22 protein-coding genes are annotated in these 24,209 nt (G+C 65.5%); 13 read left to right on the top strand and 9 right to left on the bottom strand.

Features of this window, described 5'->3' with window-relative positions:
* Positions 1-22 precede the first annotated feature (22 nt).
* Positions 23-2,398, top strand: coding sequence for a lysylphosphatidylglycerol synthase transmembrane domain-containing protein (locus A3K89_RS22245; RefSeq protein WP_068430835.1), 2,376 nt, complete (start codon positions 23-25; stop codon positions 2,396-2,398).
* A 206-nt stretch (positions 2,399-2,604) separates the two neighbouring features.
* Positions 2,605-4,392 (top strand): bifunctional diguanylate cyclase/phosphodiesterase, encoded by a 1,788-nt coding sequence (locus tag A3K89_RS22240; protein ID WP_254303633.1) that lies wholly within the window; start codon positions 2,605-2,607, stop codon positions 4,390-4,392.
* A 15-nt stretch (positions 4,393-4,407) separates the two neighbouring features.
* On the opposite strand, the gene A3K89_RS22235 is transcribed toward A3K89_RS22240, so the two are convergent.
* Together A3K89_RS22235 and A3K89_RS22230 are read right to left on the bottom strand one after the other, a co-directional pair.
* On the bottom strand, positions 4,408-4,701 hold the full coding sequence (locus A3K89_RS22235; RefSeq protein ID WP_068430832.1) for a putative quinol monooxygenase: 294 nt from the start codon (positions 4,699-4,701) through the stop codon (positions 4,408-4,410).
* A 38-nt stretch (positions 4,702-4,739) separates the two neighbouring features.
* Positions 4,740-5,570: a spermidine synthase gene (locus tag A3K89_RS22230; protein ID WP_068430829.1), complete on the bottom strand. Its 831-nt coding sequence runs from the start codon at positions 5,568-5,570 to the stop codon at positions 4,740-4,742.
* Positions 5,571-5,797: 227 nt separating this feature from the next.
* On the opposite strand from A3K89_RS22230, the gene A3K89_RS22225 reads away from it, so the two are divergent.
* Positions 5,798-7,141, top strand: coding sequence for an MFS transporter (locus A3K89_RS22225; RefSeq protein ID WP_068430826.1), 1,344 nt, complete (start codon positions 5,798-5,800; stop codon positions 7,139-7,141).
* Between the two features lie 38 nt (positions 7,142-7,179).
* On the opposite strand, the gene A3K89_RS22220 is transcribed toward A3K89_RS22225, so the two are convergent.
* Positions 7,180-7,893, bottom strand: coding sequence for a TetR/AcrR family transcriptional regulator (locus tag A3K89_RS22220; RefSeq protein WP_068430823.1), 714 nt, complete (start codon positions 7,891-7,893; stop codon positions 7,180-7,182).
* Between the two features lie 207 nt (positions 7,894-8,100).
* Here A3K89_RS22220 and A3K89_RS22215 point away from each other — a divergent pair, with 207 nt between their 5' ends.
* From A3K89_RS22215 to atzF, 5 genes are read left to right on the top strand one after another with little or no spacing between them, the layout of a single operon-like run.
* Entirely contained in the window at positions 8,101-9,645 is a 1,545-nt protein-coding gene (locus A3K89_RS22215) for an amino acid permease (protein ID WP_068430820.1), read from the top strand.
* Positions 9,646-9,650: 5 nt separating this feature from the next.
* Entirely contained in the window at positions 9,651-10,442 is a 792-nt protein-coding gene (locus A3K89_RS22210) for an urea amidolyase associated protein UAAP1 (RefSeq protein ID WP_068430819.1), read from the top strand.
* Complete coding sequence (locus A3K89_RS22205) at positions 10,439-11,059, top strand: urea amidolyase associated protein UAAP2 (RefSeq protein WP_068430817.1); 621 nt, start codon at positions 10,439-10,441, stop codon at positions 11,057-11,059. The genes A3K89_RS22210 and A3K89_RS22205 overlap by 4 nt, the downstream gene beginning before the upstream one ends.
* Positions 11,056-13,071, top strand: coding sequence for a 5-oxoprolinase/urea amidolyase family protein (locus tag A3K89_RS22200; RefSeq protein WP_068430815.1), 2,016 nt, complete (start codon positions 11,056-11,058; stop codon positions 13,069-13,071). The genes A3K89_RS22205 and A3K89_RS22200 overlap by 4 nt, the downstream gene beginning before the upstream one ends.
* Entirely contained in the window at positions 13,058-14,740 is a 1,683-nt protein-coding gene (atzF, locus tag A3K89_RS22195) for an allophanate hydrolase (RefSeq protein WP_068430813.1), read from the top strand. The genes A3K89_RS22200 and atzF overlap by 14 nt, the downstream gene beginning before the upstream one ends.
* A 10-nt stretch (positions 14,741-14,750) precedes the next feature.
* On the opposite strand, the gene A3K89_RS22190 is transcribed toward atzF, so the two are convergent.
* Both A3K89_RS22190 and A3K89_RS22185 read right to left on the bottom strand, forming a co-directional pair.
* Entirely contained in the window at positions 14,751-15,386 is a 636-nt protein-coding gene (locus A3K89_RS22190) for a LysE family translocator (protein WP_068430810.1), read from the bottom strand.
* A gap of 66 nt (positions 15,387-15,452) precedes the next feature.
* Complete coding sequence (locus A3K89_RS22185; RefSeq protein ID WP_084423989.1) at positions 15,453-16,313, bottom strand: SGNH/GDSL hydrolase family protein; 861 nt, start codon at positions 16,311-16,313, stop codon at positions 15,453-15,455.
* Positions 16,314-16,642: 329 nt separating this feature from the next.
* Here A3K89_RS22185 and A3K89_RS22180 point away from each other — a divergent pair, with 329 nt between their 5' ends.
* Genes A3K89_RS22180 through A3K89_RS22170 form a run of 3 tightly spaced genes read left to right on the top strand, consistent with a single transcriptional unit; the run spans position 16,643 to position 19,339 of the window.
* A complete protein-coding gene (locus A3K89_RS22180; RefSeq protein WP_068430807.1) occupies positions 16,643-17,467 on the top strand; it encodes an MBL fold metallo-hydrolase in 825 nt (274 codons plus the stop codon).
* Positions 17,468-17,483: 16 nt separating this feature from the next.
* Positions 17,484-19,118: an alpha/beta hydrolase gene (locus A3K89_RS22175; RefSeq protein ID WP_174551493.1), complete on the top strand. Its 1,635-nt coding sequence runs from the start codon at positions 17,484-17,486 to the stop codon at positions 19,116-19,118.
* A gap of 29 nt (positions 19,119-19,147) precedes the next feature.
* A complete protein-coding gene (locus A3K89_RS22170) occupies positions 19,148-19,339 on the top strand; it encodes a hypothetical protein (protein ID WP_068431050.1) in 192 nt (63 codons plus the stop codon).
* Between the two features lie 3 nt (positions 19,340-19,342).
* Here A3K89_RS22170 and A3K89_RS22165 read toward each other — a convergent pair whose 3' ends face one another.
* From A3K89_RS22165 to A3K89_RS22155, 3 genes are all read right to left on the bottom strand, one after another.
* Entirely contained in the window at positions 19,343-19,615 is a 273-nt protein-coding gene (locus A3K89_RS22165; RefSeq protein ID WP_068430804.1) for a hypothetical protein, read from the bottom strand.
* Positions 19,616-19,736: 121 nt separating this feature from the next.
* Entirely contained in the window at positions 19,737-20,666 is a 930-nt protein-coding gene (locus A3K89_RS22160) for a transketolase family protein (protein WP_068430802.1), read from the bottom strand.
* 3 nt (positions 20,667-20,669) lie between these two features.
* A complete protein-coding gene (locus A3K89_RS22155; protein WP_068430799.1) occupies positions 20,670-21,347 on the bottom strand; it encodes a thiamine pyrophosphate-dependent enzyme in 678 nt (225 codons plus the stop codon).
* A 119-nt stretch (positions 21,348-21,466) separates the two neighbouring features.
* Between A3K89_RS22155 and A3K89_RS22150 the strand changes: the two genes are divergently transcribed.
* The gene (locus A3K89_RS22150; protein WP_068430796.1) at positions 21,467-22,432 is read left to right on the top strand and encodes an NAD(P)/FAD-dependent oxidoreductase; all 966 of its coding nucleotides are present in this window, start codon (positions 21,467-21,469) and stop codon (positions 22,430-22,432) included.
* On the opposite strand, the gene A3K89_RS22145 is transcribed toward A3K89_RS22150, so the two are convergent.
* On the bottom strand, positions 22,429-22,887 hold the full coding sequence (locus A3K89_RS22145; RefSeq protein ID WP_254303632.1) for a MarR family winged helix-turn-helix transcriptional regulator: 459 nt from the start codon (positions 22,885-22,887) through the stop codon (positions 22,429-22,431). The genes A3K89_RS22150 and A3K89_RS22145 overlap by 4 nt on opposite strands.
* A 74-nt stretch (positions 22,888-22,961) precedes the next feature.
* Here A3K89_RS22145 and A3K89_RS22140 point away from each other — a divergent pair, with 74 nt between their 5' ends.
* On the top strand, positions 22,962-24,203 hold the full coding sequence (locus A3K89_RS22140; protein WP_068430790.1) for a multidrug effflux MFS transporter: 1,242 nt from the start codon (positions 22,962-22,964) through the stop codon (positions 24,201-24,203).
* Positions 24,204-24,209: the final 6 nt, after the last annotated feature.

The raw sequence follows: 24,209 nt of genomic DNA, 5'->3' as shown, positions 1-24,209 counted from the left end.
ACCGACGAGGAACAGACACAGCATGCGGGTCGACGGGCGGGATATTCCGGTCAGCGGGAGCCTGCTGCAGCCTTTGAATCGGCGCACGAGCGACATCCTGCGTCTCGTGTTGTCGCTCGTTCTGCTGGCCGCCGTCATCGCCGGGTCGCTGATCACTCGCGGGCAGTGGGACGCGCTCGAGAAGTCGGTGTCGAACATCGTCGGTGTCCTCAGCCCCGACCAGTCCAACCTCGTCTACCTGTTGTACGGCGTCGCGATCCTGGCTCTGCCGTTCGGCATTCTGATCGGGTTGATCGCGCGTCGGCAATGGAAGCTGCTGGCCGGGTATGCGGCAGCAGGACTCATCGCGGGGCTGGCGTTGTCCATCACCGGCACCGGAATCTCGACGCCCGCATGGCACCTCGACGTACCCGACCGCCTCGACACGTTCCTGTCTCAATTCCTCGACGACTCCCGGTGGATCGCCATGCTCGCCGCGGTCCTGACGGTGTCCGGCCCCTGGTTGCCCGCGCGATGGCGTCGGCTGTGGTGGTTCCTGCTGTTGGCGTTCGTCCCGATCCACCTGTTCGTCAGCACCGTCGTGCCTGCGCGGTCGCTGCTCGGCCTGTCGGTCGGCTGGTGCGTCGGCGCGATCATCGTGCTGTTCGTCGGCACCCCGGCACTCGAGGTTCCGCTCGACGCGGCCGCTCGCCTGCTCGCCGAGCGGGGCCATCCCGTCGACTCGTTCCGCGTTCTGAAGCCCGCCGGGCCGGGACCGCTCGTGCTCGCCGCGGCTGTGCGCGGTGCGGAACCGAACATCGTCGTCGAGATGTACGGGCAGAACCAACGCAGCGGGGGCGCTCTCCGGCAGGCGTGGCGCTGGCTGTCGTTCCGCAACAGCGAGAGTGCGCCACTGCACGCGTCGATGCGACGAGCCGTCGAACATCGCGCTCTGATGGGTATCGCCATCGGTGACCTGGGCGTGGCCAGCAGCAGACCGCTGGCGGTTTCGGCGCTCGCGCGCGGCTGGGCGATGTACGCACACACCGCGCCGCGCGGTGTTCCCGTCGACGAATCGTCGGAGGACGCACTGGCCACCAGTATCTGGAAGGGACTGCAGATACTGCATTCACATCAGATCTCGCACGGTGACCTGCGCAGCGCCGAGCTCAGAGACGACGAGGGGACCGCCCTGTTCGGCGGATTCTCCAACGCCGAGCTCGGCGCGTCGGACGCTCAGATGCAGTCGGACGTCGCGCAGCTGTTGATTTCGACGTCGGCACTCTTCGGTGAGGAACGCGCGGTCCGCATCGCCATCGACACGCTGGGCACGCAGACCGTGCTGACCGCGTCGGGACGACTCACCCGTTCCGCGATTCCCGCGCGGGTGCGAAAGTCCGTACCCGACGGCACCGGCGTGATGAACGCGGTACGCGACGAGGTGGTGAAGCAGACCGGCACCGACGAGATTCGCGCCGAGCAGGTCACACGTTTCACGCGAAACCAGATCATCCAACTCGTCCTGCTGATCGGACTCGTCTACGTCGCCTACCCGTTCATCAGCGCAGTCCCGACGTTCGTCAGCGAACTGCGAACGGCCAACTGGTGGTGGGCACTGCTCGGACTCGCCGTGTCGGCACTGACGTACATCGGTGCCGCCGCGGCGTTGTGGGCGTGCGCCTTCGGCATGGTCAGCTTCAAGAATCTGACGATCATGCAGGTGGCCAACACGTTCGCGGCCACGACGACGCCCGCAGGTGTCGGCGGCCTGGCGCTCAGCGTGCGATTCCTGCAGAAGGGCGGGCTCGGCGCTGTCCGCGCGACGGCCGCTGTCGCACTGCAACAGTCGGTCCAGGTGATCACGCACGTATCGCTGTTGGTGTTCTTCAGCGTGGTCGCGGGCACGTCGGCCGATCTCGCGCACTTCGTTCCGGATCCGACGGTTCTGTACCTGATCGCCGGTGTCGCACTGGGCATCGTCGGCACGTTCATGTTCGTCCCGACGCTACGGCGGTGGTTGCGCAACGCCGTTCGCCCCCAGCTCACCGAGGTGTTCGGTGAACTCGGACAGCTTGCCAAGGACCCCAAGCGATTCCTGCTGATCGTTCTCGGCTGTGCTGCAACCACACTCGGCGCCGCGCTCGCACTGTGGGCCAGCGTCGAGGCATTCGGCGGCGGAACCACCTTCGTGACCGTCACCGTCGTGACGATGATCGGCGGAACGCTCGCATCGGCCGCGCCCACGCCCGGCGGCGTCGGCGCCGTCGAGGCAGCTCTGATCGGCGGCCTGGCCACCTTCGGCCTGCCCGCGAGCGTCGCGGTGCCGTCGGTGCTGCTGTACCGCGTCCTGACATGCTGGCTCCCGGTCTTCTGCGGTTGGCCGACACTGCGCTGGTTGACGCGCAAGGACATGGTCTGACGTGACCGACGGCCGTCGGCGGAAAGTCTCGAACGCTCGACAGCGGACTGTTTCGACACGACAAGCCAAGTGCGGGATTCGAATGAACACTCGAACCCGGCACTGGTACGGTTTCTTTCATCGGGTCGGGGCCGATACGACATGATCGAGTGATTCACGGATGATCCCGTGGTGCACATGGTCCTAGAACGAGAGGCCACATATCGGTGGGCGACATTCTCCCGTCGCGGTCGGCCACGTTCGACCTGCTGACCGGTGACCGATCGTGGTCCCCTGCACCAGACGATCAGCGATGGGCACGTCTGCTCGTCGGCGCGATGACTCTCTCGTTCGGGCTGGCCGGAATGCTGGTCATTCCGTCGGGCCAGTTCAGTACCGGTGAATCGATCTTCGTAGGACTTGCCACTCTGTCGACCGTTCCTGTCGCCGTGGCGTGGTGCCTCGGCAGTTGGCCCAGCCCGCGTCTCGCCGCCCTCAACGTGCTGTGGGCCGACGTCGGAATCCTCGGTGTCCTGCTGGCTTTCGAGTCACCGTTCGCCGCGATGCCCGGGTGTGCGATGTTCGCCGTCATCGCCGTGTTCGCGATCGTGGCGACCTCGCAGCAGATGCTGGTCCTGCATCTGGTGTTCTCGATCGGGGCGCTCGCCGTCTTCGCCGTCCTGTCGGTTCTGGACGGAATCGATCCGTGGTTGGCCGGTTCGCGGTGCGTCACGTTGGGCGCCCTGTTCGTCGTGCCGTTCGCGGTTCGGCCGTATCTGCACGACCTCCGCAGAAAGGCCGAGGTCGCGCTACGAGACTCGTTGACGGGCTTGTTCAATCGTCGCGGACTGTTCGAGGCCGTCGAGGAGTTCAACGAGTCCGTACCGGACTCGCCGCGCGAGGACATCGTGATCGGCGTACTGGTCATCGACATCGACGGGTTCAAGGCGATCAACGACCGCTACGGCCATCCCTCCGGTGACGCGGTCCTGGTCGACGTCGCGAACCGGCTCCGCGGTGCCGCGTCGTCGGACACGGTCGTCGCCCGGCTCGGAGGCGACGAATTCGTCTGCGTCCATGTCGGATCCAGAACCGACGTCGACGGTATCGAGCGGCGGATTCGGGCCGCGCTGGAGGAAACCGTCGACGGCCCACCCTTCACGGCCAGTGTCGGCTCGGCCGGGGAAGCCGCGACGCGGGGGGACACGACCGGGGCGCAGCTTCGCAAGTTGATCGCGATCGCCGACATCGACCTGTACCGCAGCAAGGTTCACCCGCAGGCGCTGGTGCCCGTGCACCGAATCGATCCACTACAGGTACGCGACCAAATCGACTCGATGATCGCGGCAGGCGGCCCGAGCGTGGTGTTCCAACCGATCTGCGACACCGCGACGACCGAAATCGTCGGTTACGAAGCGCTGTCACGCTTTCCGTTCGGTCACGGGTCGCCGTTGATCTGGTTCCGCGACGCGTCGCAGGCGGGAATCGGGCCCCGTCTCGAACTGGCCGCCATCGACGAAGCACTTCGCGCCATGGCCACCCTGCCGCCCGATGCTTTCGTGTCGATCAACGCTTCCGCCGAAACCATCAGAACCACCGACCTTCTCGCCAGGCTCTCACCGCACGTCTGCTCACGCACGCTGTATCTCGAGATCACCGAACACGAACGCGTCGACGACTACCGTTCGGTTGCGCGGTCGGTCGAGGGCCTGCGCGCCGCCGGGGTTCGGATCTCGGTGGACGACGTCGGCGCAGGGTTCTCCGGTCTGCGCCAAGTCGTCGAGCTGAAACCCGATGCGCTGAAAGTCGACATCTCTCTCGTCCGCGGTATCGACACCGACCCGACCCGCAGAGCCGTAGCCGCCGCGCTCGCGAAGTTCGCGCACGACGTCGGCTCCACCCTCATCATGGAAGGCGTCGAGACCGCGGGTGAATTACGCGTCGCCCTCGAACTGGGCGTCGACATGGTGCAGGGTTTCCTCACCGGTCGCCCCGAGGCGCCGAGCGCGTCCTGAGATGTTTCGTTCGTCCTAGACGTCGGCGACCGTGAACTTGGTGAGGCTCGGCGCGCCGGCGAGCAGCGGCGCGAGGTCGGTGATCTTGCCTGGGCCGGCCCGGAATTCGCGGTACTTCGCGTCGGCGTCCGACGACTCCCACCGCTCGTAGGCGATCCAATGGGTCTCGTCCGCCTCGTCGATCAGGACGTCGACACCGAGGCAGCCGTCGAACGCGCGGGTCTCACCCAGCACGCGGCCGAGCACGACCTTGGCGTCGTCGAGAACCTCGGGCTTCAGCTTCAGATCGAGCAGTGCGATCAGTGCCATTTTCTCTCCTCGTGTGCGAACGGTGTCCGCCGCTCACACTACTGTTTCTGCACAGGGTCTCGAAGAACTTTCGCGTCGCGAGCGAACGTGCGCACCTGCTCGTCCTGCCACACGTGGGCCGGTACGCCGCCACCGAGAAGCTCACGAGCCAAAGCCGGTTCCTGCGCCAGCGGGACGTCGCTGCCTGCGATGACGACGTTGCCGTAGCGTCGGCCCTTCAGCATCGCGGGATCGGCGACGATCGCCGTGTGTGGAAAGACCGAACCGATGGTCGACGCCTCCCGCCGCGTCCGCTGGAGGTCCCGGGTGTCGCCACAGTTGACGACGTACACACCGCCGGGCGCGAGGACGCGTCGAACATGATCGGTGAATTCCCTCGTCTGCAACGCCTCCGGCGTGGTGCTGCCGGCGAACACGTCACGGACGATCACGTCTCGACTGTTCTCGGTGAGCGTCTCGGTCACCTCACGTGCATCGCCGACGCGGATGCGCAGCAGCGGTGCGCGCGGAAGGTCGAACCAGTCGCGGACGAGTTCGGCGAGCCTACCGTCGAGTTCGACGACCACCTGCCGCGCGTCCGGGTACGCCGCGGCGAAATACCGTGCGAGAGTGCAGGCTCCACCGCCCAGATGCAATGTTCGCAATCGTGATCCCGGAAAGTCGTGGTGCCGAACGAGTCCGGCCATCCACCGCATGTACTCGAAGTCGAGCTGGGTGGGGTCGTCCATGTCGATGTGCGAACTGGGCACACCGTTGATCTGCACGGTCCAGCCGTCGGAAACGAGTGTGTCCCTGATCAACTCGCACGTACCGGTGTCGATGTCGTAGACGCCTGCCGTCGGACCGGCCGAATCCTTCTTCCTAGGCATGCGGTTCCAGCGCCGGCGGCGTCATCGTGTCGGGGCGCTCGGCCCGATTCGGTAGAACAGTCACCCTGCCAGTATGCGACTACGCCCGTCGAGGAGGCGAGACCCGCTCGTCGTCGCCCGGGAACGCGACCGTGCGGCTACCCCCATCAGGGGGTAGTCCACTGTGTCGTCGGTCACATACCTTCCTCGTACTGGTCATCGAGCCAGCACTGTCCACGAGGAGTGCAATGAGCAATATTTCCAAACCCGACGTAGCCGCCCCCGAGCGACCGACTACGTCCAGACCGACCACCAGCGTTCGCCGAGTCGCGTTCGCGAGCGGAATCGGGACGACGATCGAGTTCTACGACTTCTTCATCTACGGAACCGCAGCCGCTCTCGTCTTTCCGACGGTGTTCTTTCCCGCGCTCGGCTCGACAGCAGGCACCGTGGCGTCCTTCGCGACGTTCGCCGTCGCATTCGTCGCGCGTCCTGCGGGCGCAGTGTTGTTCGGGCACTTCGGCGATCGGATAGGTCGCAAGAAGACCCTCATCTCCACACTGCTGCTGATGGGTATCTCGACATTCGTCATCGGACTGCTCCCCGGTGCCGAGACCATCGGGGTGGCCGCGCCGATCATCCTCGTGCTCCTACGGTTCGGACAGGGTTTCGCCGTCGGTGGCGAATGGGCTGGGGCCACACTGCTGACAGCCGAGTACGCACCCACGAACAAACGCGGCTTCTACGCGATGTTCCCCCAGCTGGGACCGTCCGCGGCATTCGTACTCTCCAGTGCCACCTTCCTGGTCACCGGAGCCTTGCTCGGCGACACCAACCAGACGTTCCTGGACTACGGATGGCGCATTCCGTTCCTGTTCAGCGCCGTACTGGTTCTGATCGGGCTGTACATGCGACTTGCTATCGAGGAGACACCGATCTTCCGCGCCGATCGACAGCTCCGCGACACCCGAACCGATCGACCGTCGCGTCTGCCGTTCTTCGATGCCTGGCGTGTGCAGAAGAAAGAGATCCTGCTTGCCGCCGGCGCGTTGGCGTCGTTGTTCTCGCTCTTCTACATGGGCACCGCCTACCTCACGAGCTACGGCACCAAGACACTCGGCTTCGATCGCCCGTTCGTCCTGATCACGGGCATCGTCGCGGCCGTCGTCTTCGGCCTGGCAACTGCGATTTCCGCGGCCTACTCCGATCGCATCGGACGTCGCCGGGTGATCATGACGTCGTGCATCGTCGCCGTCCCGTGGTCGCTCGCTCTGTTCCCACTGTTGGATTCGGGATCGGAGACGGCATTCGTCCTCGGAATGTGCATCACTCTCCTGATCTTCGGCATCGCATACGGTCCCACCGGCGCACTGCTGCCCGAGCTGTTCCAGACCCGTTTTCGTTACACGGGAGCGGGACTCGGCTACAACCTCGCCGGGGTGCTCGGCGGTGCCGTTCCTCCGATCTTGGCCGCGCCTCTGACTGCGTCGTTCGGCAGCATGTCGGTCGGCATCATGCTCGCTGTGCTCGCGCTTCTGAGCATCGTGTGCACCAAGGCGCTCGTCGAGACGAAAGAAGTCAACATGGCCTGACGCTCTACCACCGGCTCCCGTTCTCGCCGCGTCGGCGGTCAGGACGGGAGCCGTGCCGTCCAGACGGTCTCGACGCCGGCCGAGCAGTCCAACAGCCGCACTGCCTCCGTGCGGAGGGTGTCGGTGGGACCGACCCAGCCCAGCACCCGCACCGCCGCGTCGGCGATGGTCCTCGCGTATTCGACGGCGGGGACTCCTCGGCCGTTCTCGGCGTCGGCCCTCCCGTTCACGACGGTCTCCACCAGACGAAACGGTAGTTCCTCGGTGCCGGGGAGTGCATCGACGCCCAGCTCGGATGCCGTGGCCGAGGCCAGCGACGCGTAGATGTTCATGAGCGCGTACCGGTGCTGCCGGAAGGCGTCGAACCGATCCGCCCTCAATTCCGGCAGGAGATAGAGCGCTCCGAGGTTCCAGGTGGAGCGAGCCAGCTGATCCGCGTCGAACAGCACGAGGGCGTACATCTTCACCGCCGCCGACGCGTCGCTCTCCGCCACCCCGCGACCGACAGCCAACGGCTCGTCGACGGTTCCGCCGAGGAGTGCGTCGAGGATGTCGTCCTTGCCCGCGAAGTGGTGGTACAGAGATGCCTGACGAAGCCCGACCGCGTCGGCGATCATGCGCGTCGATGTGCTCGTGTAACCCCGCGTCGTGAACAGCTCGGCAGACGCGTCCAGAATCTCCTCGCGTGCCGTGTCACCCGGGCGCTTCTTCGTGCTGAGTCTCGGTCGGCCTGCGCCGGTGGTGGTGGCCATGTGCTCATCCTGGCATCGAATCGCCTGGTGTGAAGTTTCTGTCACCGGGCAGAAACGTACGAAACACAGATGTTTCACGACGGCACACGTTCGCTACATGCTCGTCACCCAACGAGCGATCCCGGACGGAAAACTATCGAGTGACAGAAACCCCCGCACCGGCAGCGCAGACGGGCGGTCACTCTCACTTCCGTTCAGGAGACACGTATGAGCTCGACTACTCTGCCCGCACCCGAGGGGCCGGCGACATCGACCACGAGCGATCACTCCGACCTCGTCGGGCTGGGATACGAACCGCAGCTTCATCGTTCGCTCGGGAAGTTCGCGTCGTTCGCTGCAGGGTTCTCGTTCGTCTCGATCCTGACGACGATCTTCCAGCTCTTCGGACTCGGCTTCAGCTTCGGTGGTCCCGCCTTCTTCTTCACGTGGCCGCTGGTGTTCCTGGGTCAGTTCATGGTGGCACTGAACTTCGCCGAACTCGCTGCGCGATACCCGATTTCGGGTGCGATCTATCAGTGGTCGAGGCGCATGGGCGGTGAGATCGTCGGATGGTTCGCCGGCTGGTTCATGATCATCGCGCAGATCGTCACGGCAGCGGCAGCGGCCATCGCGCTGCAGGTAGTACTGCCGAGCGTCTGGAGCGGATTTCAGATCGTCGGCGACGACACCGCCCTCACGTCCCCGAGCGGCGCTGCCAATGCCGTCATCCTCGGCTCGGCCCTTCTGGTGCTGACGACGACGATCAACTGCATCGGCGTCAACTGGATGTCACGTATCAACAGCATCGGTGTCACCTGCGAAATCGTCGGTGTCGCAGCGGTAGTGCTCGTCTTCTTCACTCACGCCGAACGTGGACCGCAGGTGGTACTGGACACCGGCTCCGCAGGCGCCGAGCCCGGATACATCTGGGCGTGGATCGTCTCGGGACTGATGGCTGCCTACGTCATGGTCGGATTCGGCTCCGCAGGTGAACTGGCCGAGGAAACGCACAATCCCCGACGCGTCGCACCGCGCACGATTCGCTTGGCGCTGTCGGCCTCCGCGCTGGGCGGTGGACTGATGATCGTCGGTGCGCTGATGGCCGCTCCGAGCCTCACCGATGGTCGACTCGCAGCGGAAGGCCTACCGTACGTTCTCGATTCGATCCTCAGCTCGCCGTGGGGAACCGTTCTACTGATCGACGTCGCGATCGCCGTCTTCATCTGCACACTCGCGATCCAGACCGCTGCATCCCGCCTGATGTTCTCGATGGCACGCGACGGCCGACTGCCCGCGTCGAAGTTGCTGTCGACGGTGAACACACGGACCGGAACGCCCATGGCGCCGTCGGTTCTCATCGGAATCGCCTGTGTCGCAGTCCTTGCGGTGAACGTGGGCAACGCAGCGATCTTCACGACGCTGACCAGCGTCTGCATCGTGCTGATCTACCTCGCCTACATGATGGTCACCGTGCCGCTGCTCGTTCAACGTCTGAAGGGCTGGCCGCGCGGCGGTATGCAGGTCGACTCGGAAGGCAAGAAACTGTTCGGCCTCGGAGTCCTGGGCATCCCCGTCAACATCCTCGCGGTGCTGTACGGCGGCCTCATGGTCGTGAACCTCTCCTGGCCGCGCGCCGAAATCTTCAACCCCACCGGGGAATTCCCGATACTGCAGTGGGCGGCACCCCTCACCGTCCTCGCCGTCGTCGTCGTGGGCATCGTCTGCCTGCCGCGCGGCAAAGCACACCCGAAGCCCGTCACGATCGGAGCCTGACACCCATGAACACCGCAACGACTCACGCCGCCCGAGACCATGCCCGAGCGCAGGCCGCGGCGATCACCGGGCCAGCCGCGCCCGAGGGCATCAGCGAACTGACCTGGTCCGAAACCGTCCCCGGTGGTCGCTACACGACGAAGGTCCTGGCACGGGGTACCCGGCTCCGCCTGCGCGACGTCGACGGCAACGCCTGCGCACACCTTCTTCTGTACCGCGCGGACGCACCGTGGGAACGCCTCAATGCTGCTGACACGGTGAAGGTTCCGTGGCAGGCGTATCTCGGCATCGGTCACCCGCTGCTGTCCGACCAAGGCCGGGTACTCGCGACCGTCGTCGCCGACTCGTCGGGACGCCACGACGCGTTCTGCGGCACCACATCCGTTGCCGCCAACGACGCGAAATACGGTAGCGGAGACCTGCATTCGTCCTCGCCGGCCGGACGGGAGCTGTTCACCGTCGCAGCGGCGAAGCACGGTCTGGAACCTCGCGATCTGCCACCGTCGATCTCGTTCTTCCACGGTGTGCGCGTCGAGGCCGACGGCGCGTTGACGGCGACGGGCAATGCGAACGCAGGAGCGGAGATCGACCTGCTCATCCATCTTCCGGTCGTCGTGCTGCTCGCGAACACGGCCCATCCGCTCGATTCGTCCCCGACTTTCGACACCACCGCACTCGATGTGCTGGCGTGGGATGCATCGTCCGAACTGAACGACTTGTCCAACACCGACCCCGAATACCGACGCGCGGTGTGGAACACCGAAAGCGCATGGACCGCAGCGAAAGGCACACGATGACAACGACACTCGGAACCGTGATCCTGGACGAGATCGCCGACGCCAGGGCACCGTGGTCCGCCGTCGTCGCGGCCGGTGACATCCTCACCATCGTCGACCTGCACGGCAACCAAGCCGTCGACACGTTGATGTACTCGGCGCACGATCATGCCGTTCGCTACTCGGCGGCAGCGACCGTCGTCGCCCAGAAGAACCTGTTCCTCACCACCGGGACCGTTCTGCGCAGCGACGATTCCACCGCGCTGATGACCATCGTCGACGACGAGGTCGGCAACCACGACACCGTCGGCGGCGCCTGCTCGCAGGAGTCGAACACCCTGCGGTACGGACACCACACCGCGCACCAGCACGCCTGCGTCGAGAACTTCCTGATCGAGGGCGCCAATTGGGGCCTCGGCAAACGAGACTTGGTGTCCAACATCAACTTCTTCATGAACGTTCCCGTCGACGCCGACGGCACCCTCGGGATCGTCGACGGCCTTTCCGCCCCCGGTAAGTCGCTGTCGCTGCGCGCCGAGATCGACACACTCGTCCTCGTCTCGAACTGCCCACAGATCAACAACCCGTGCAACGGTTTCGACCCCACGTCGGTCCGCATGATCGTGAGCAGGCCATGACCGGTACCAAGATGACCGTCGTACGCCCCGGCATGCTGACGACGGTGCAGGACTGGCCGGGACGCGTCGGCTACTGGCAGGTCGGTGTGCCGCCGTCGGGACCGATGGACGACCTGTCCTTCCGCCTCGGCAACGTCGCCCTCGGAAACCCCGAGGGCGCACCGGGTCTCGAATCCGCGATGGCCGGTCCGGCGTTGACGTTCGACGCGGACACGTACGTCTGTGTGACGGGTGCGGACACCCAGGTACGCGTGGACGGCGTACGGGTCGCACAGTGGCGTCCGGTGCTCGTTCCTGCCGGAGCCGTCCTCGACGTCGGCATGACCGACGGCGCGGGCCTGCGCGTCTACGTCCTGATCCAGGGAACGATCGACGTCGAGCCGTACCTCGAGAGCGCATCGACGTTCACGCTCGGCAAGTTCGGAGGCCACCGCGGCGGAACCCTCGGTGAGGGAGACGTTCTGGAGATCACCGGTGCCACCGACGACGCCGACCGCGTCCGATCGATCCCGATGGAACACCGCCCTGTCCTGACGACGACATGGGACATCGCCGTCACCGAAGGGCCGCACGGTGCACCCGAGTTCTTCACCCGCGCCGACATGGACACGCTGTACTCGACGTCGTACGAAGTGCACTTCAACTCCGATCGCACGGGTGTCCGCCTCATCGGACCGAAGCCGGAGTGGGCGCGACAGGACGGCGGAGAAGCCGGCCTGCACCCGTCGAACATTCACGACAACGCCTACAGCGTCGGCGCACTCGACTTCACCGGTGACACACCGATTCTCCTCGGACCGGACGGTCCGAGTCTCGGCGGATTCGTCTGCCCCGTGACGACCGTGGCCGCGGAACGCTGGAAGCTCGGGCAGTTGAAGGCGGGAGACACCGTCCGCTTCGTACCGATCAGAGCGGCGCACGCCGCCGCGTTGGGCACGCTCGGAGTCCAGCGACGCGCGAGTATGCCCGTCGTGTTCTCGAGTGGGGGCGACGGCGACGACGGCGTCCTCGCGCGTCGCGACGCGGAGACCTCGGTGACGTATCGGCGCTCCGGTGACGACAACGTGCTCGTGGAGTACGGAGACATGAAGCTGGACCTGACATTACGTGCTCGTGCGCATGCACTGCACCAGCGAGTCGAGGCCCTCGCGCCGAGGGGCCTGATCGATCTCACGCCGGGGATCCGTTCGCTGCAGGTCAAGGTCGATCCCGACGTACTCCCGATCTCGACGCTGATGGGTTTGCTCTCGGAGATCGAAGACGACCTGCCCGCCGCGTCCGAACTCGTGGTGCCGTCGCGTCACGTGCGGATGCCGCTGTCGTGGGACGATCCGTCCACCCGTGAAGCGATCGCGCGCTACATGCACGGCGTTCGTTCCGACGCGCCGTGGTGCCCGTGGAACATCGAGTTCATCCGGCGTATGAACGGATTGGACACTGTCGCAGATGTTTTCGACACCGTCTTCGCAGCCGAGTACATGGTGCTGGGTCTCGGGGACGTCTACCTGGGTGCGCCCGTCGCGACTCCGTTGGATCCGAGGCACCGACTCGTCACGACCAAGTACAACCCGGCACGCACCTGGACACCGGAGAACGCCGTCGGGATCGGCGGAGCCTACCTGTGCATCTACGGCATGGAGGGGCCGGGCGGCTACCAGTTCGTCGGCCGTACGACGCAGGTGTGGAATCACCGATACCGCAGCACGAGCGCCCCGTTCGAGAACGAGAGTCCCTGGCTGCTGAGGTTTTTCGACCGAATCTCCTGGTACCCCGTCGAACCCGAAGAGCTGATGGATCTGCGCGCGGACACCGCGGCCGGGCGAGGGAACGGCGGTGTCGAGATCGCCGACGGCGAGTTCTCGCTCGCCGACCACGAGCAGTTCCTCGCGGCCCATGCGGATTCGATCGACAGTTTCCGTGCGACGCAGTCCATCGCATTCGACGCCGAGCGCGCGGCGTGGTCCGCGGCGGGCGAATTCACCAAGAAAGGCGGCACCGATGCTGCAGCATGAGATCGCCGAGAAGGTGCGTCGGGCGTACAAGCGCATTGCCGAGGTCGACCGTCCCGAAGTCTGGATCACACTCCGGCCCGAGGACGACGTGCTGGCCGACGCAGCCGCCGTCGACCCGACCCTGCCGCTGGCCGGGATGCTCGTGGCGGTCAAGGACAACGTCGACGTCGCAGGCTTGCCGACGACCGCGGCATGCCCCGAGTTCGCGTACACGCCCGAGGTGACGGCAACGGCCGTCGCACGACTCGTCCAGCAGGGCGCGCTGATTCTCGGGAAGACGAATCTCGATCAGTTCGCCACCGGTCTCGTCGGCACCCGCAGCCCGTACGGTCCGGTGCGGTGCGCGTGGGATCCCGAGCGGGTGTCGGGCGGATCCTCGTCGGGCTCGGCGGCCGCCGTGGCGCTCGGCATCGTGGACATCGGAATCGGCACCGACACAGCAGGTTCCGGACGCGTACCGGCAGCGTTCCACGGAATCGTCGGCATCAAGACGACGCTCGGCATCGTCCCGACGACCGGCGTGGTGCCTGCATGCGCGGACTACGACTGCGTCACCGTACTCGCATCGGATCTCGAAACCGCCACGCGCGCAACACGTGTCATGACCGGTTACGACGCGTCGGACCCACGCAGTCGGACCTGGCCTGCCGACGTCCGACTGGCCGCGTCGCCGACACCCCGTCTGGCGGTTCCCCGCGCGGAGGATCTCGCGGCACTCAGCCCCGAGTACCGCGAGGCGTTCGACCGGACGCTCGCGTCGCTGAAGGGCATCAGCTACGTCGAGGTCGACATCTCCGTACTGCTGGGCGCTGCCGTCCTGCTGTACGACGGTGCGATCGTCGCACAGCGCTACTCGGCGGTCGGGGAATTCCTCTCGGGTGAGCCGGAGAGCGCGGATCCGACTGTGGCACAGATCGTTCGGAACGCCGCGCAGCCCGCTGCGCATCGTTACGTCGACGAACTCGGTGTGCTCGCCTCCGCGAAGCGGACGGCATCGGAACTGCTCGACGGGTTCGACGGATTGCTCCTACCGACGACGACCGAACATCCGACCATCGCTGCGGTGCAGGCGGATCCGGTTGGCATCAACCGCCGGCTCGGCACGTTCACCAACTTCTGCAACCTGTTGGACATGGCCGCCGTCGCCGTTCCGGGCGCACCGACGACGGAGGGTCATCCGTTCGGCGTCATGGTCGTCGTGCCCGGCTTCGCCGACCAGGTGGCCGTCGACGTCGCCGCACGGGTGTCCGATTGTGCTGCACCCGTTCTCGTCGACGAGGGTGTCGATCTACTGGTCGTCGGTGCGCATCTCGAGGGCTTCCCCCTTCATCACCAGCTGACCGACCGCGGTGCGCGCTTCGTCGGCGAGGTACGCACGTCCGACGCGTATCGACTCGTCGATCTCGGCACCACCCCGCCCAAACCCGGTCTCGTACGGCACGGTTCCGGTCTCGGTGCACCCATCGCGGGCGAGCTGTATCGGATGTCCGCGGCGGGCCTCGGAACGTTCCTCGCCGGGCTGCCTGCACCGATGGGGCTGACGTCGGTCGAACTGTCCGACGGCCGCTGGGTCACCGGATTCGGTTGCTCGTACGAGGCAGGGGAGGCGGGCGTCGACATCACCGAGTTCGGTGGGTGGCGCTTCGCACCCGTGCGCGGAAAGTCGTAGCCCAGGCCAACTATGCACGCACGGGTGCGTCAGCGCACAGACGAACGGCAAGGAGGCCGAGCACCGTTCCCATCACGTACCGCTGAATCCGCGCCCACGTCGGTCGGACCGCCAGGAACTGCGCGATCGTGCCCGCGCCCAGCACGATCAGTGCATTGATCGTCACCGCGACGAGAATCTGCACTCCGCCGAGCACGACGCCCTGCACGAACACATGTCCGGCAGCAGGATTCACGAACTGCGGAATGATCGAGATGTACATGACGGCCATCTTGGGGTTCAGCAGATTCGTCACCAACCCCATCGTGAACAATCGGTGGTTCGAATCCTGCTGCAGCCCCGACACTTCGAAGACCGTCGTCGATCCTCGAATCGCCGACACGGCCAGCCACAACAGATAACACGCTCCGGCGATCTTGATGGCCGTGTACAGCGCGGGAACAGCAACGAACACCGCCGCCAAACCGAGGTTGGTGGCCACCACGTACACCACCAACCCGAGCGCGACGCCGCCGAGCGACACGAGTCCCGCGTTCCGGCCCTGAGAGATGCTGCGGGACACCAGATACACCATGTTCGGCCCAGGAGTGAGCACCATCGCCAGCGCGACAGCGAACACACCCATCACCGCAGTCGTCGTCACCATGCCATCGACGATGACAGTGTTCGGACCCGTTGTATCGGGCCAGTTTCACGATCGTGGACGGGTGCGTCAGCGCATGGCCGCAATCACCTGGGCGAACGCCTCCATCCCTGCCGCGGTGGGGTGCAGGGGCGCAGCCGGATTCGCCGGCACGACGCCTTCGAGATAGCGCTGATCGGGAGCCGCACACGCGTCGTGACCCACGCTGACGGGCCGGACGTCGACGAATTCCGCGTCGTGAGACCGGGCCTTGGCGGCGAGGGCGTCGTTCAATCGATCGACGCTCGCCTGCAGGTAGTCCGCATCCCGCGCCCACACGGGCTGGGTGCCGTAACAACCACCGGGCTGGACGTACGTGCCGTAGCCGACGACGACGATCTCCGCATTCGGAGCTCGGTCGGCGATCGCGTCCAGCACGTCACCCCACTTCGGTGCGGCAGCGGCGATGGCGTCGGCGATGCGGTCGTTGCCGCCTGCCGTGAGCGCGTCGGCGCACGACTCCCCGTTCGGCTCGGGAGAGAAGTTCACGCATCCGCGCGCGGCCGCGACCAGGTCGACGTCGTTACCGCCGATGGTGATCGTGACGAGGTCCGTGTCCTGGGACAGGGCGTGGAGCTGAATCGGGATCGAACCGCTGTTGGTCTGCTGCGGGGTGACCGTGATGTTCTCCGACCGCGCACCCGAGCAGGACACGTCGACGAACGTCGCCGCATCGATCAGCCGAGCCAGAACATGGGGATAGTTCGCATCGGATTGCAAGCAGCCGGGCGTCCCGGTCGAATTCGGAATGAGAGGTCCCGACGCAGCGGAATCTCCGAGTGCGACGTAGTCGATCGCCGGAGGGGTCGGGGCCGACGCGCCCGATTCCTGCTCGGCACTGCACCCGACCAGTACGAGTCCTGCCAGAAGTCCTACCGCTGCGCGACGCATGATTCTCCCAGGCTACCGATGCGAATTGGCACCACCGCGCAGGTTGCAGCGAACGCGCACGGTGCAACCTGCGCTGCCGCTGGAACGCGCGCGGAGAACGCGTGGCACGGATTCGCAGCCAAGTCACAGGCAACACGGGCTGCCCATTCGACGACGGCGCCGGTACCCTCGACCAGGTTCACCGCACACGTAACGTAAGGACTACCTCCGCATGATCACGAACTTCATCAACCTCATCCTCGGCAGCGTCGGATCCATCTCGGCCGGCAGCAGCGGCTTCGAGCTGGCTCCGGGAGTTCTCCCCTTCGGTCTCTGATATCGGAGCGATCATGGGGAACGATCTCCCCATCTGCGTCACGTGCGGCGTCCAGTATCCGCTGGACGCCGACCGTGCGCAGTGCCCGATCTGCGAGGACGAGCGGCAATACGTCGGCTACGACGGCCAGCAGTGGACGTCCCTCGCAGAGCTGCGGCGCGACGGGTACACCGTCGACATCCACGAGGAAGTTCCCGGGTTGTGGGGGCTGGCGACGGCACCCGACTTCGCCATCGGCCAGCGCGCGCTGTTGATTCCCGGCCCCGGCGGAAACGTGCTGTGGGACTCGATCTCGTACATCGACGACGCGGCCGTGCAGCGGGTCACCGAACTCGGCGGCATCTCCGCCATCGCGTTGTCGCACCCGCACTACTACAGCTCCATGGTCGAGTGGAGTCGCGCGTTCGGCGACGCCCCCATCTACGTGCACGAGCGCGACGCGCCATGGGTGCCCCGCCGCGACAACGTCGTCCTGTGGTCGGGAGACGCGAGAGAAATCCTCCCCGGACTCACTCTGATCAACGCGGGTGTCCACTTCGCCGGCGGCACCGTCATGCACTGGGCCGACGGCATCGACGGCCGAGGTGCGCTGTGCGCCGGCGACATCTTCACCGTCGTCGCCGACCGTCGGTGGGTCGGCTTCATGTACAGCTACCCCAATCTGATCCCCGAGCATCCGGACACGATTCGGCGTGCCGTCGAGCTCGTGCGTCCCTTCGACTTCGGCTCGCTCTACGGAGCCTGGTGGAACCGGATCATCACTCGCGACGCGCACGACGCGGTGTTCCGCTCGGCGCGACGGTATTTCGACCACATCGGAGTTTCGACCGACGTCTGAACATTACTATGTGACGATGCGTACCCTGCGGCGGTACTTCGCACGGCTCGAACCTGCCGCGCTGTTCCTCGCAGTCGTGTTCTTCACGTTCTCCATGACGCCGTCTCTGCTACCCCGTGTCTGGTACCTCCAGGGCGTCGCCACCGGAATCAGTGTGGCGACAGGCTACGGGCTCGGCTGCCTGCTGATCTGGATCGGACGTGCATGCGGGTTGAAACCCCGGTGGTCGGACGGGACGAAACGTACCGGATGGTGGCTACTCGGCGCGACCGCGGCCGTCGTCGTTCCGCTGTTCCTCGTTCTCGGATCGTGGTGGCAGGAAATAGTCCGGAAGCTCGTCGAGATCGACGATCCGGCGCGGGCCCTGTATCTCGGCGTTCTGCTGGTGGCAGTCGCCGTCTCGACGCTCTTGCTGGCATTCGCGCGCGGATTACGCTGGTGCGCCCGGAAACTTGTTGCGCTGTGCACCCGTTTCGTACCCATCCCGATCGCCAAGGTGATCGGTGTGGCGGCCGTGGCGCTGCTGACACTGCTCGTCCTGAACGGAGTCGTCGACAATGTCCTCATCGCCTCCATCACGAGCGCGTCCAAGATTTCCGACGAGGCCAACCACCCCGGCGTCGAACAACCCACGGCGCCGGAGAAGTCTGGTTCACCCCAATCGAACGAGGACTGGGATTCGCTCGGCAAGGAGGGACGGCGGTTCGTGTCGTCGGGACCGTCGGCGGAGGACATCGAGAAGTTCACCGGCACTGCGGCCCTGACTCCGATTCGCGCCTACGTCGGTGCTGCAGAGGCCGATTCGATAGCCGACGCCGCAGACAGAGTCGTCGCAGAACTGAAACGAACGGGGGCATTCGACCGCGCAGTGTTAGCCGTCGCGACGACGACGGGCCGCGGCTGGGTCAACGAATCCGTCGCCGGGTCGCTCGAGTACATGTACGGCGGCGATACTGCAATCGCGTCGATGCAGTACTCGTTCCTGCCGAGTCCCATTGCCTTTCTCGTCGATCGCGATTCACCGCGCGAGGCGGGGCGCGCGTTGTTCGACCGCGTCTACGATGCCGTCGCCGAACTCTCGGAAGACGCACGTCCCAGGTTGGTCGCATTCGGCGAGAGCCTCGGTTCGTACGGCGGTCAGGATGCGTTCGGCGGTGCCCGGGACATGGTCGCACGGACCGACGGCACACTTTGGGTCGGCAGCCCGAACTTCACGGAGCAGTGGTCGCAGATCACCGCAGATCGCGACCCCGGATCGCGGGAGATTCTTCCCGTCGTCGCCGACGGCCAGCACGTTCGATTCGCCGGCCGGCCTGCCGATCTGGACATCGGTACACCGTGGGCGAACCCGCGCGTCGTCTATTGGCAGCATGCGTCGGACCCCATCACCTGGTGGTCACCGAACCTCGTTCTGCATCAACCTGATTGGTTGCGAGAACCGCGCGGCTACGACGTCGACCCAGGAGTTCGGTGGTTCCCGTTCGTCACGTTCTGGCAGACGACGTTCGACATGGTGTTCTCCACGGACGTCCCCCAGGGGCACGGACACAACTACGGCGAGGACGCCGTCGACCTCTGGGCCGCAATTCTGCAGCCCGAGGGATGGACGGCCGCAGACACCGAGCGGTTGCGCGGCGTCGTCGCCGGTTGACAATCGAATTTCTTGGGTATGTGCCGGACATGACCGACACCGATCACACGCATCCCGACGAGCAGGCGGACTCGGCCGATCCCAGCACGGTGGACACCGAGCAAGGCGCGGACACCGCCGAATCAGACGTTCAATCCGATCCCGCGGAAGGAACCGATTCCGGAGATTGGTCCGGCGAAGGCGGCGCGACGCCCGACGGCCCTGCTACCAAAACCGAGTAGAACTCACGCTTCCGAGAGGCGACGTTCGTACGGGCGAACCTGACGAACGTCGCACACGGGAACCACCTTCTCCACCATGGTCCGGCCCGCGAGCCAGTCGTCGATGGTGAACACCACGCGTAGGTCTCCGAGCCAGTCGATGTCGACGACGACACCTACCGAACCCGCCGGTACGCCACTGCACCACGATCGTTTGCCCAGATCGCGGACGGCGACAACGGTGTCCCCGTCGCGCCACGTGTTCTCGTGCCACGAATGCTCGACTGCTCTGTTCATCGTCCCCCGACCACTGTTCGTACGACCTCTTCCGTACCCGACCAGTGAACAACACCACAGCACGTGTTTCAAGGCGATCCAGGTCGGTTGACCTGGACATTCGATGCCGAACCGTCCTGTTTCAGCCCCCGAAACGGGGCGTGGATCCGAAGAATTCGTTCAGCGAGTTCCGGAGACCGTCAACATCGAGTCCGTGTGCCCGTTCATGGTTTTTCGGCGAGCCGTATCGGCGCAGTTCCTCCCGCCCCACACCCAGGCCGAGTACTCGGTGGGGGACGTGGGACAACGCGTCGGACACGTACGGCACCGACGTCCCCGCCAGATACGGCTCCACGATCGCCACGTCGGGATGCGTCAGCGTGGACACGAGGGTTGCCGCGTCGAACGGCCGAACGGTGTCGGCGTACAGAACCGTGACGTCTCGGAGTTCGACGGCATCGAGCGTGTTGTCCGCCATCGGTCCCACCGCGACGACCGTCCCCGAGCTGCCTCGCCGGAGCACGGTGAAGCCGGGGCCGTCGGAGTAGCGTCGGCGATTGGATGTGCTGTCGAGCCGCAGATAGACGCGGTCATCCGATCGAACCGCTCGACGCAGCGCATCCTCCGCCTCGTCGGCCGTGCCGGGGACGTCGATCGTCCACCCATCCAGGGTGTCGAGCACCGCGACGTCGCGATGGCCGAAATGCGTCTGCCCACCGGACGCCATGCCGTACGAACCGCCCGCACTGACGAGTACGGCGCCGACGCCTTGATGGCCGAGATCGAGCTTCACCTGCTCGAAAGGTCGCTCGACAAGGAACGGCGGAAACGTGTGCACGATGGGCCGCATCCCGGCCAGCGCCATACCGCCCGCCAGGGAAATCGAAAGTTGTTCGCGGATACCGACATTCACCACTCGCGCCCGAACGTCGTCCGTCAGGAACGGGTCGACGTATCCGACGCCGATCTCGGCGAGCACCAGCGCGAGCCGATCGTCTTCGGCCAGCAGCTCCGGAACAAGCCGGTAGAAGCGCTCACGCTGATCGGTCGATGCGGCAATCGATGTCGTCATGGTCTACCCCTTCTTCTCCACGTGGGCGACGACGGCATGAGGCATGTCCCCGTCTCGGGCGGTGAGCGCACGGTGCAGTCGTCGATGATCTCGGCCGTCCACGTCGTCGACCACCCATCCCTCGACCGCGAACCGGCGTGCGATACCGCCGGGCCACCCGAGCCCCGCGGAGTCGTTGTCGATCACCACGGCGGTCAGATTCGTCAGACCGCGACGGCCGGCGAACTGGATGGCTTCGATGTTGCTGCCCTCGTCCAGTTCCGCATCGCCGAGCAGGACGAACACGCGCGCGTCACTCCCGCGCAGCGCCAGAGCGAGAGCGGTTCCCGCGGCCAGGCCGAGCCCGTGACCGAGCGAGCCCGACGAGATCTCAACGCCGGGCACGAGGGTGCGATCCGGGTGATATCCGAGAATCGAGTCGAAGTCGCCGAACGTGTCCAGCTGCGTCGGCGTCAGGAACCCGTGTGCGGCGAGCACCGCGTAGTACGCCATCGGCCCGTGACCCTTGGACAGAAAGAATCGGTCACGGTCCGGGTCGTCCAGATCGCTCGGGTCGACGCGGAGCACGTCCGAATAGAGAACCCAGATGACGTCGAGCGTGGATGTGGCGCTGGCATCATGCTTTTCGTCGCCGGTCATTCTGGTCATGAGCGCCGGTAACTCGTCGTAGGTCGCTGTCATGACCCCAGCCTGCGACCTCAACCTTTGTCGAGGTCAAGGCCCGACCCTCTCGAGTTGTCCATTTTGCCAATCCGGCAAAGTTACTTGCCATAAACGGAACAGTGGGTCACAGTGGGAACATGACATCGAAACCCGAGTACGACGTGATCATCATCGGCGGCGGCGCCGCAGGCCTTGCAGGAGCGGTGACGCTCGGGCGGGCGCGCAAGCGGGTGCTCGTCGTGGACGCAGATCAGCCGCGCAACGCACCGGCCGACCACGCCCACAACTACCTCGGCCTCGAAGGCATACGGCCCCTCGACCTGCTGGCCAGAGGCCGCGACGAGGCACAGTCCTACGGCGTCGTGATCAAGGCCGGTTCGGTGCTGTCCGCATCGAAGTCCGACGAGCACACCGATCCGCACTTCACGGTCGACCTGTCCGACGGCACCGCGGTCACTGCGCGACGCCTCCTCGTCACCACCGGTCTCACCGACGTGCTGCCCGACATCGAGGGACTCGCAGAGCAATGGGGACGTAGCGTTCTGCATTGCCCGTTCTGTCACGGCTGGGAAGTTCGCGAGCAGACCGTCGGCATCATCGGCAGCGCGTTCGCGGCGCATCAGGCAATGATGTGGAGGCAGTGGGTCGACGACGTCGTGCTGTTCACGAACCAATTCGAGCCCACCGCAGAGGAATCGGCCAAACTGGCGGCCCTCGGCGTGACCGTAGTGAAGGGTGAGATCGCGCGCCTCGCACTCGACGACGACACGCTCGCCGGAGTCACATTGGCCGACGGCACCACCGTTCCGGTGCAGGCAGTCGTCACCAAGCCCGAGTTCGAGGCCAACGCGGACATTCTGGTGAGTCTCGGCCTCGAGGTCACCGAGATGACGATGGGCGACAAGCCGATGGGCGCGTCGTACGTCGCCACCGATCAGGCCGGGAACACCTCGGTCCCCGGCGTGTTCGCAGCGGGCAACGTCGCGGCGCCGATGGAGAACGTGATCGGCTCTGCCGCAGCAGGAGTCCGCGCAGCGGGCGGTATCGTCGCCAGCTTCATCGAAGAAGACGTCCGTTCGGCACTCGCTGCCACATCCCGCTAGCGGCCGGGCTCGCGCAGCTCGTTCATCAGCAGTTCCAGTGCAGGCGCTGCCGAAACGAGCTGCGCAGCAGCATCTTCGGGTAGGTGCGCGAGCGCCTCGGTAATGCGCGACGACCATGCCGCCTCGATCTTCGTGCGGTTACGCACCATCTGCTCGGTGACGTTCAGCTGCGCGACCCGCCGATCTTCGGGCGACGGCGTGCGCGCGAGGAGGCCCCTCTGCACCAGACTCTTCACTGCCGCACTGACATTCGACTGCTGCATCGCCAGCAGCTCGGCCAGCGCCGTGATCCCTATACCAGGGCTTCGGTCGACCTCCTTGAGGATTGTCAACTCCGGCGCGGGTATACGTTCGATCCCCAGGTCCTCGACGGGATCGAGCCGTTGAACAGTCCAGCTCAAATCGTGCAGCACCGAGGCGAGAGCGTCGGGCCCTGGCGTTCGCGGAGAAGTCACACGACCATAATACATATAAATTTATATGCTATTGTTCGACTATCCCAGTTACGTCGAACGGACCCTGCCTGCCCATGAGTACGACTCAGACCGCACCGAAAACCCTCACGCCTCCGAGCGGACTTCTCGTCTGCGTTCTCGCGCTGCTGACGGCCATTCCGCCGTTGGCCACCGACATGTACCTGCCCGGATTTCCCGCGATGGCCGAGGAACTGTCGACGTCGGCGAGCAGCATTCAGCTGACGCTGACGACGTTCCTGATCGGTCTCGCGCTCGGTCAACTCGTCATCGGCCCCCTGTCGGACAAACTGGGTCGACGGGTGCCGCTCATCGTCGGATCGGCAGTCTGCCTGGTCGCGGGCACGGCTTGCGCCCTCGCGCCGTCGATCGATTTTCTGATCGGCGCGCGGTTCGTACAAGGTTTCGCCGGCGCTGCAGGCGTCGTGTTGTCACGGGCCATCATCGCCGATCGCACCGAAGGCAGTCGCTCCGCGAAGCTGTTCGGGCTCATGATGATCATCGGCGGCGTCGCGCCCGTCATCGCACCGCTCATCGGCGGCGCCGTCGTCGATTCGATCGGATGGCGCGGCGTCTTCTGGATCATCACCGGCCTGACGGCGTTGATGCTGGTCTCCGCGATTGCGTTCGTCCCCGAGTCGCTCCACCCGCATGCCCGACGCGGTGGCGGTCTCACCGACATGATCACCGGCATCGGATCCGTACTCCGCAATCCCCGTTACGTCGGGTACACGCTGACGTTCACGTTCGCGTTCAGCGTCATGTTCGCCTACATCTCGGCATCGCCGTTCGTACTGCAGAACATGCTGGGGCTCAGCGCAGGACAATATTCGGCGGCGTTCGCCGTCAACGCTCTCGGCCTCATGATCGGCAGTGCGATCACAGCAAAACTGGCGGATCGGATGTCGTTGCATCGCATGATGACCGGAGGCATCTGCGCCATCGTCGTGACGACGGCTGCGCTGATGATCCTCGTTCTGATCGGAATCAGCCTGTGGCCGACGCTCGTACTGCTCTTCTCGACGCTCGTGAGCCTGGGCTTCGTGTTCGCGAACGCGACAAGCCTTGCGGTCGCACAGGTTCCACACCTGGCAGGCACCGGATCAGCAGTTCTCGGTGCGCTACAGTTCGGTTTGGCCGCCGTGGTGTCGCCGTTGGTGGGTCTCGGCGGTGAGCACACTGCCATTCCGATGGTGATCGCCATGCTCGCCGGTGCGATCATCGCCGCAGGTGCGTGCCTGTTCGCATCACGAATCCGCGACTCCGATCAGGCCGTCGTGTACCCTTCGACCACGTAGGACCAT

This window comes from Rhodococcoides kyotonense (genome assembly GCF_001645385.1).
In the GTDB taxonomy this organism is placed as follows: Bacteria; Actinomycetota; Actinomycetes; order Mycobacteriales; family Mycobacteriaceae; genus Rhodococcoides; species Rhodococcoides kyotonensis_B.
Note: the sequence above shows the minus strand (reverse complement) of the source record. Positions and strands in the feature narration are given on the sequence as shown.

What these genes read in the sequence shown, in the direction of transcription:
- A3K89_RS22205 (WP_068430817.1), top strand. Translation starts at nt 10,439, where the DNA reads ATGACAACGACACTCGGAACCGTGATCCTGGACGAGATCGCCGACGCC.
- A3K89_RS22140 (WP_068430790.1), top strand. Translation starts at nt 22,962, where the DNA reads ATGAGTACGACTCAGACCGCACCGAAAACCCTCACGCCTCCGAGCGGA.
- A3K89_RS22245 (WP_068430835.1), top strand. Translation starts at nt 23, where the DNA reads ATGCGGGTCGACGGGCGGGATATTCCGGTCAGCGGGAGCCTGCTGCAG.
- A3K89_RS22170 (WP_068431050.1), top strand. Translation starts at nt 19,148, where the DNA reads ATGACCGACACCGATCACACGCATCCCGACGAGCAGGCGGACTCGGCC.
- A3K89_RS22200 (WP_068430815.1), top strand. Translation starts at nt 11,056, where the DNA reads ATGACCGGTACCAAGATGACCGTCGTACGCCCCGGCATGCTGACGACG.
- A3K89_RS22230 (WP_068430829.1), bottom strand. Translation starts at nt 5,570, where the DNA reads ATGCCTAGGAAGAAGGATTCGGCCGGTCCGACGGCAGGCGTCTACGAC.
- A3K89_RS22155 (WP_068430799.1), bottom strand. Translation starts at nt 21,347, where the DNA reads ATGACAGCGACCTACGACGAGTTACCGGCGCTCATGACCAGAATGACC.
- A3K89_RS22150 (WP_068430796.1), top strand. Translation starts at nt 21,467, where the DNA reads ATGACATCGAAACCCGAGTACGACGTGATCATCATCGGCGGCGGCGCC.
- A3K89_RS22225 (WP_068430826.1), top strand. Translation starts at nt 5,798, where the DNA reads ATGAGCAATATTTCCAAACCCGACGTAGCCGCCCCCGAGCGACCGACT.
- A3K89_RS22185 (WP_084423989.1), bottom strand. Translation starts at nt 16,313, where the DNA reads ATGCGTCGCGCAGCGGTAGGACTTCTGGCAGGACTCGTACTGGTCGGG.
- A3K89_RS22175 (WP_174551493.1), top strand. Translation starts at nt 17,484, where the DNA reads ATGCGTACCCTGCGGCGGTACTTCGCACGGCTCGAACCTGCCGCGCTG.
- A3K89_RS22190 (WP_068430810.1), bottom strand. Translation starts at nt 15,386, where the DNA reads ATGGTGACGACGACTGCGGTGATGGGTGTGTTCGCTGTCGCGCTGGCG.
- A3K89_RS22220 (WP_068430823.1), bottom strand. Translation starts at nt 7,893, where the DNA reads ATGGCCACCACCACCGGCGCAGGCCGACCGAGACTCAGCACGAAGAAG.
- A3K89_RS22180 (WP_068430807.1), top strand. Translation starts at nt 16,643, where the DNA reads ATGGGGAACGATCTCCCCATCTGCGTCACGTGCGGCGTCCAGTATCCG.
- A3K89_RS22215 (WP_068430820.1), top strand. Translation starts at nt 8,101, where the DNA reads ATGAGCTCGACTACTCTGCCCGCACCCGAGGGGCCGGCGACATCGACC.
- A3K89_RS22160 (WP_068430802.1), bottom strand. Translation starts at nt 20,666, where the DNA reads ATGACGACATCGATTGCCGCATCGACCGATCAGCGTGAGCGCTTCTAC.
- A3K89_RS22165 (WP_068430804.1), bottom strand. Translation starts at nt 19,615, where the DNA reads ATGAACAGAGCAGTCGAGCATTCGTGGCACGAGAACACGTGGCGCGAC.
- A3K89_RS22210 (WP_068430819.1), top strand. Translation starts at nt 9,651, where the DNA reads ATGAACACCGCAACGACTCACGCCGCCCGAGACCATGCCCGAGCGCAG.
- A3K89_RS22235 (WP_068430832.1), bottom strand. Translation starts at nt 4,701, where the DNA reads ATGGCACTGATCGCACTGCTCGATCTGAAGCTGAAGCCCGAGGTTCTC.
- atzF (WP_068430813.1), top strand. Translation starts at nt 13,058, where the DNA reads ATGCTGCAGCATGAGATCGCCGAGAAGGTGCGTCGGGCGTACAAGCGC.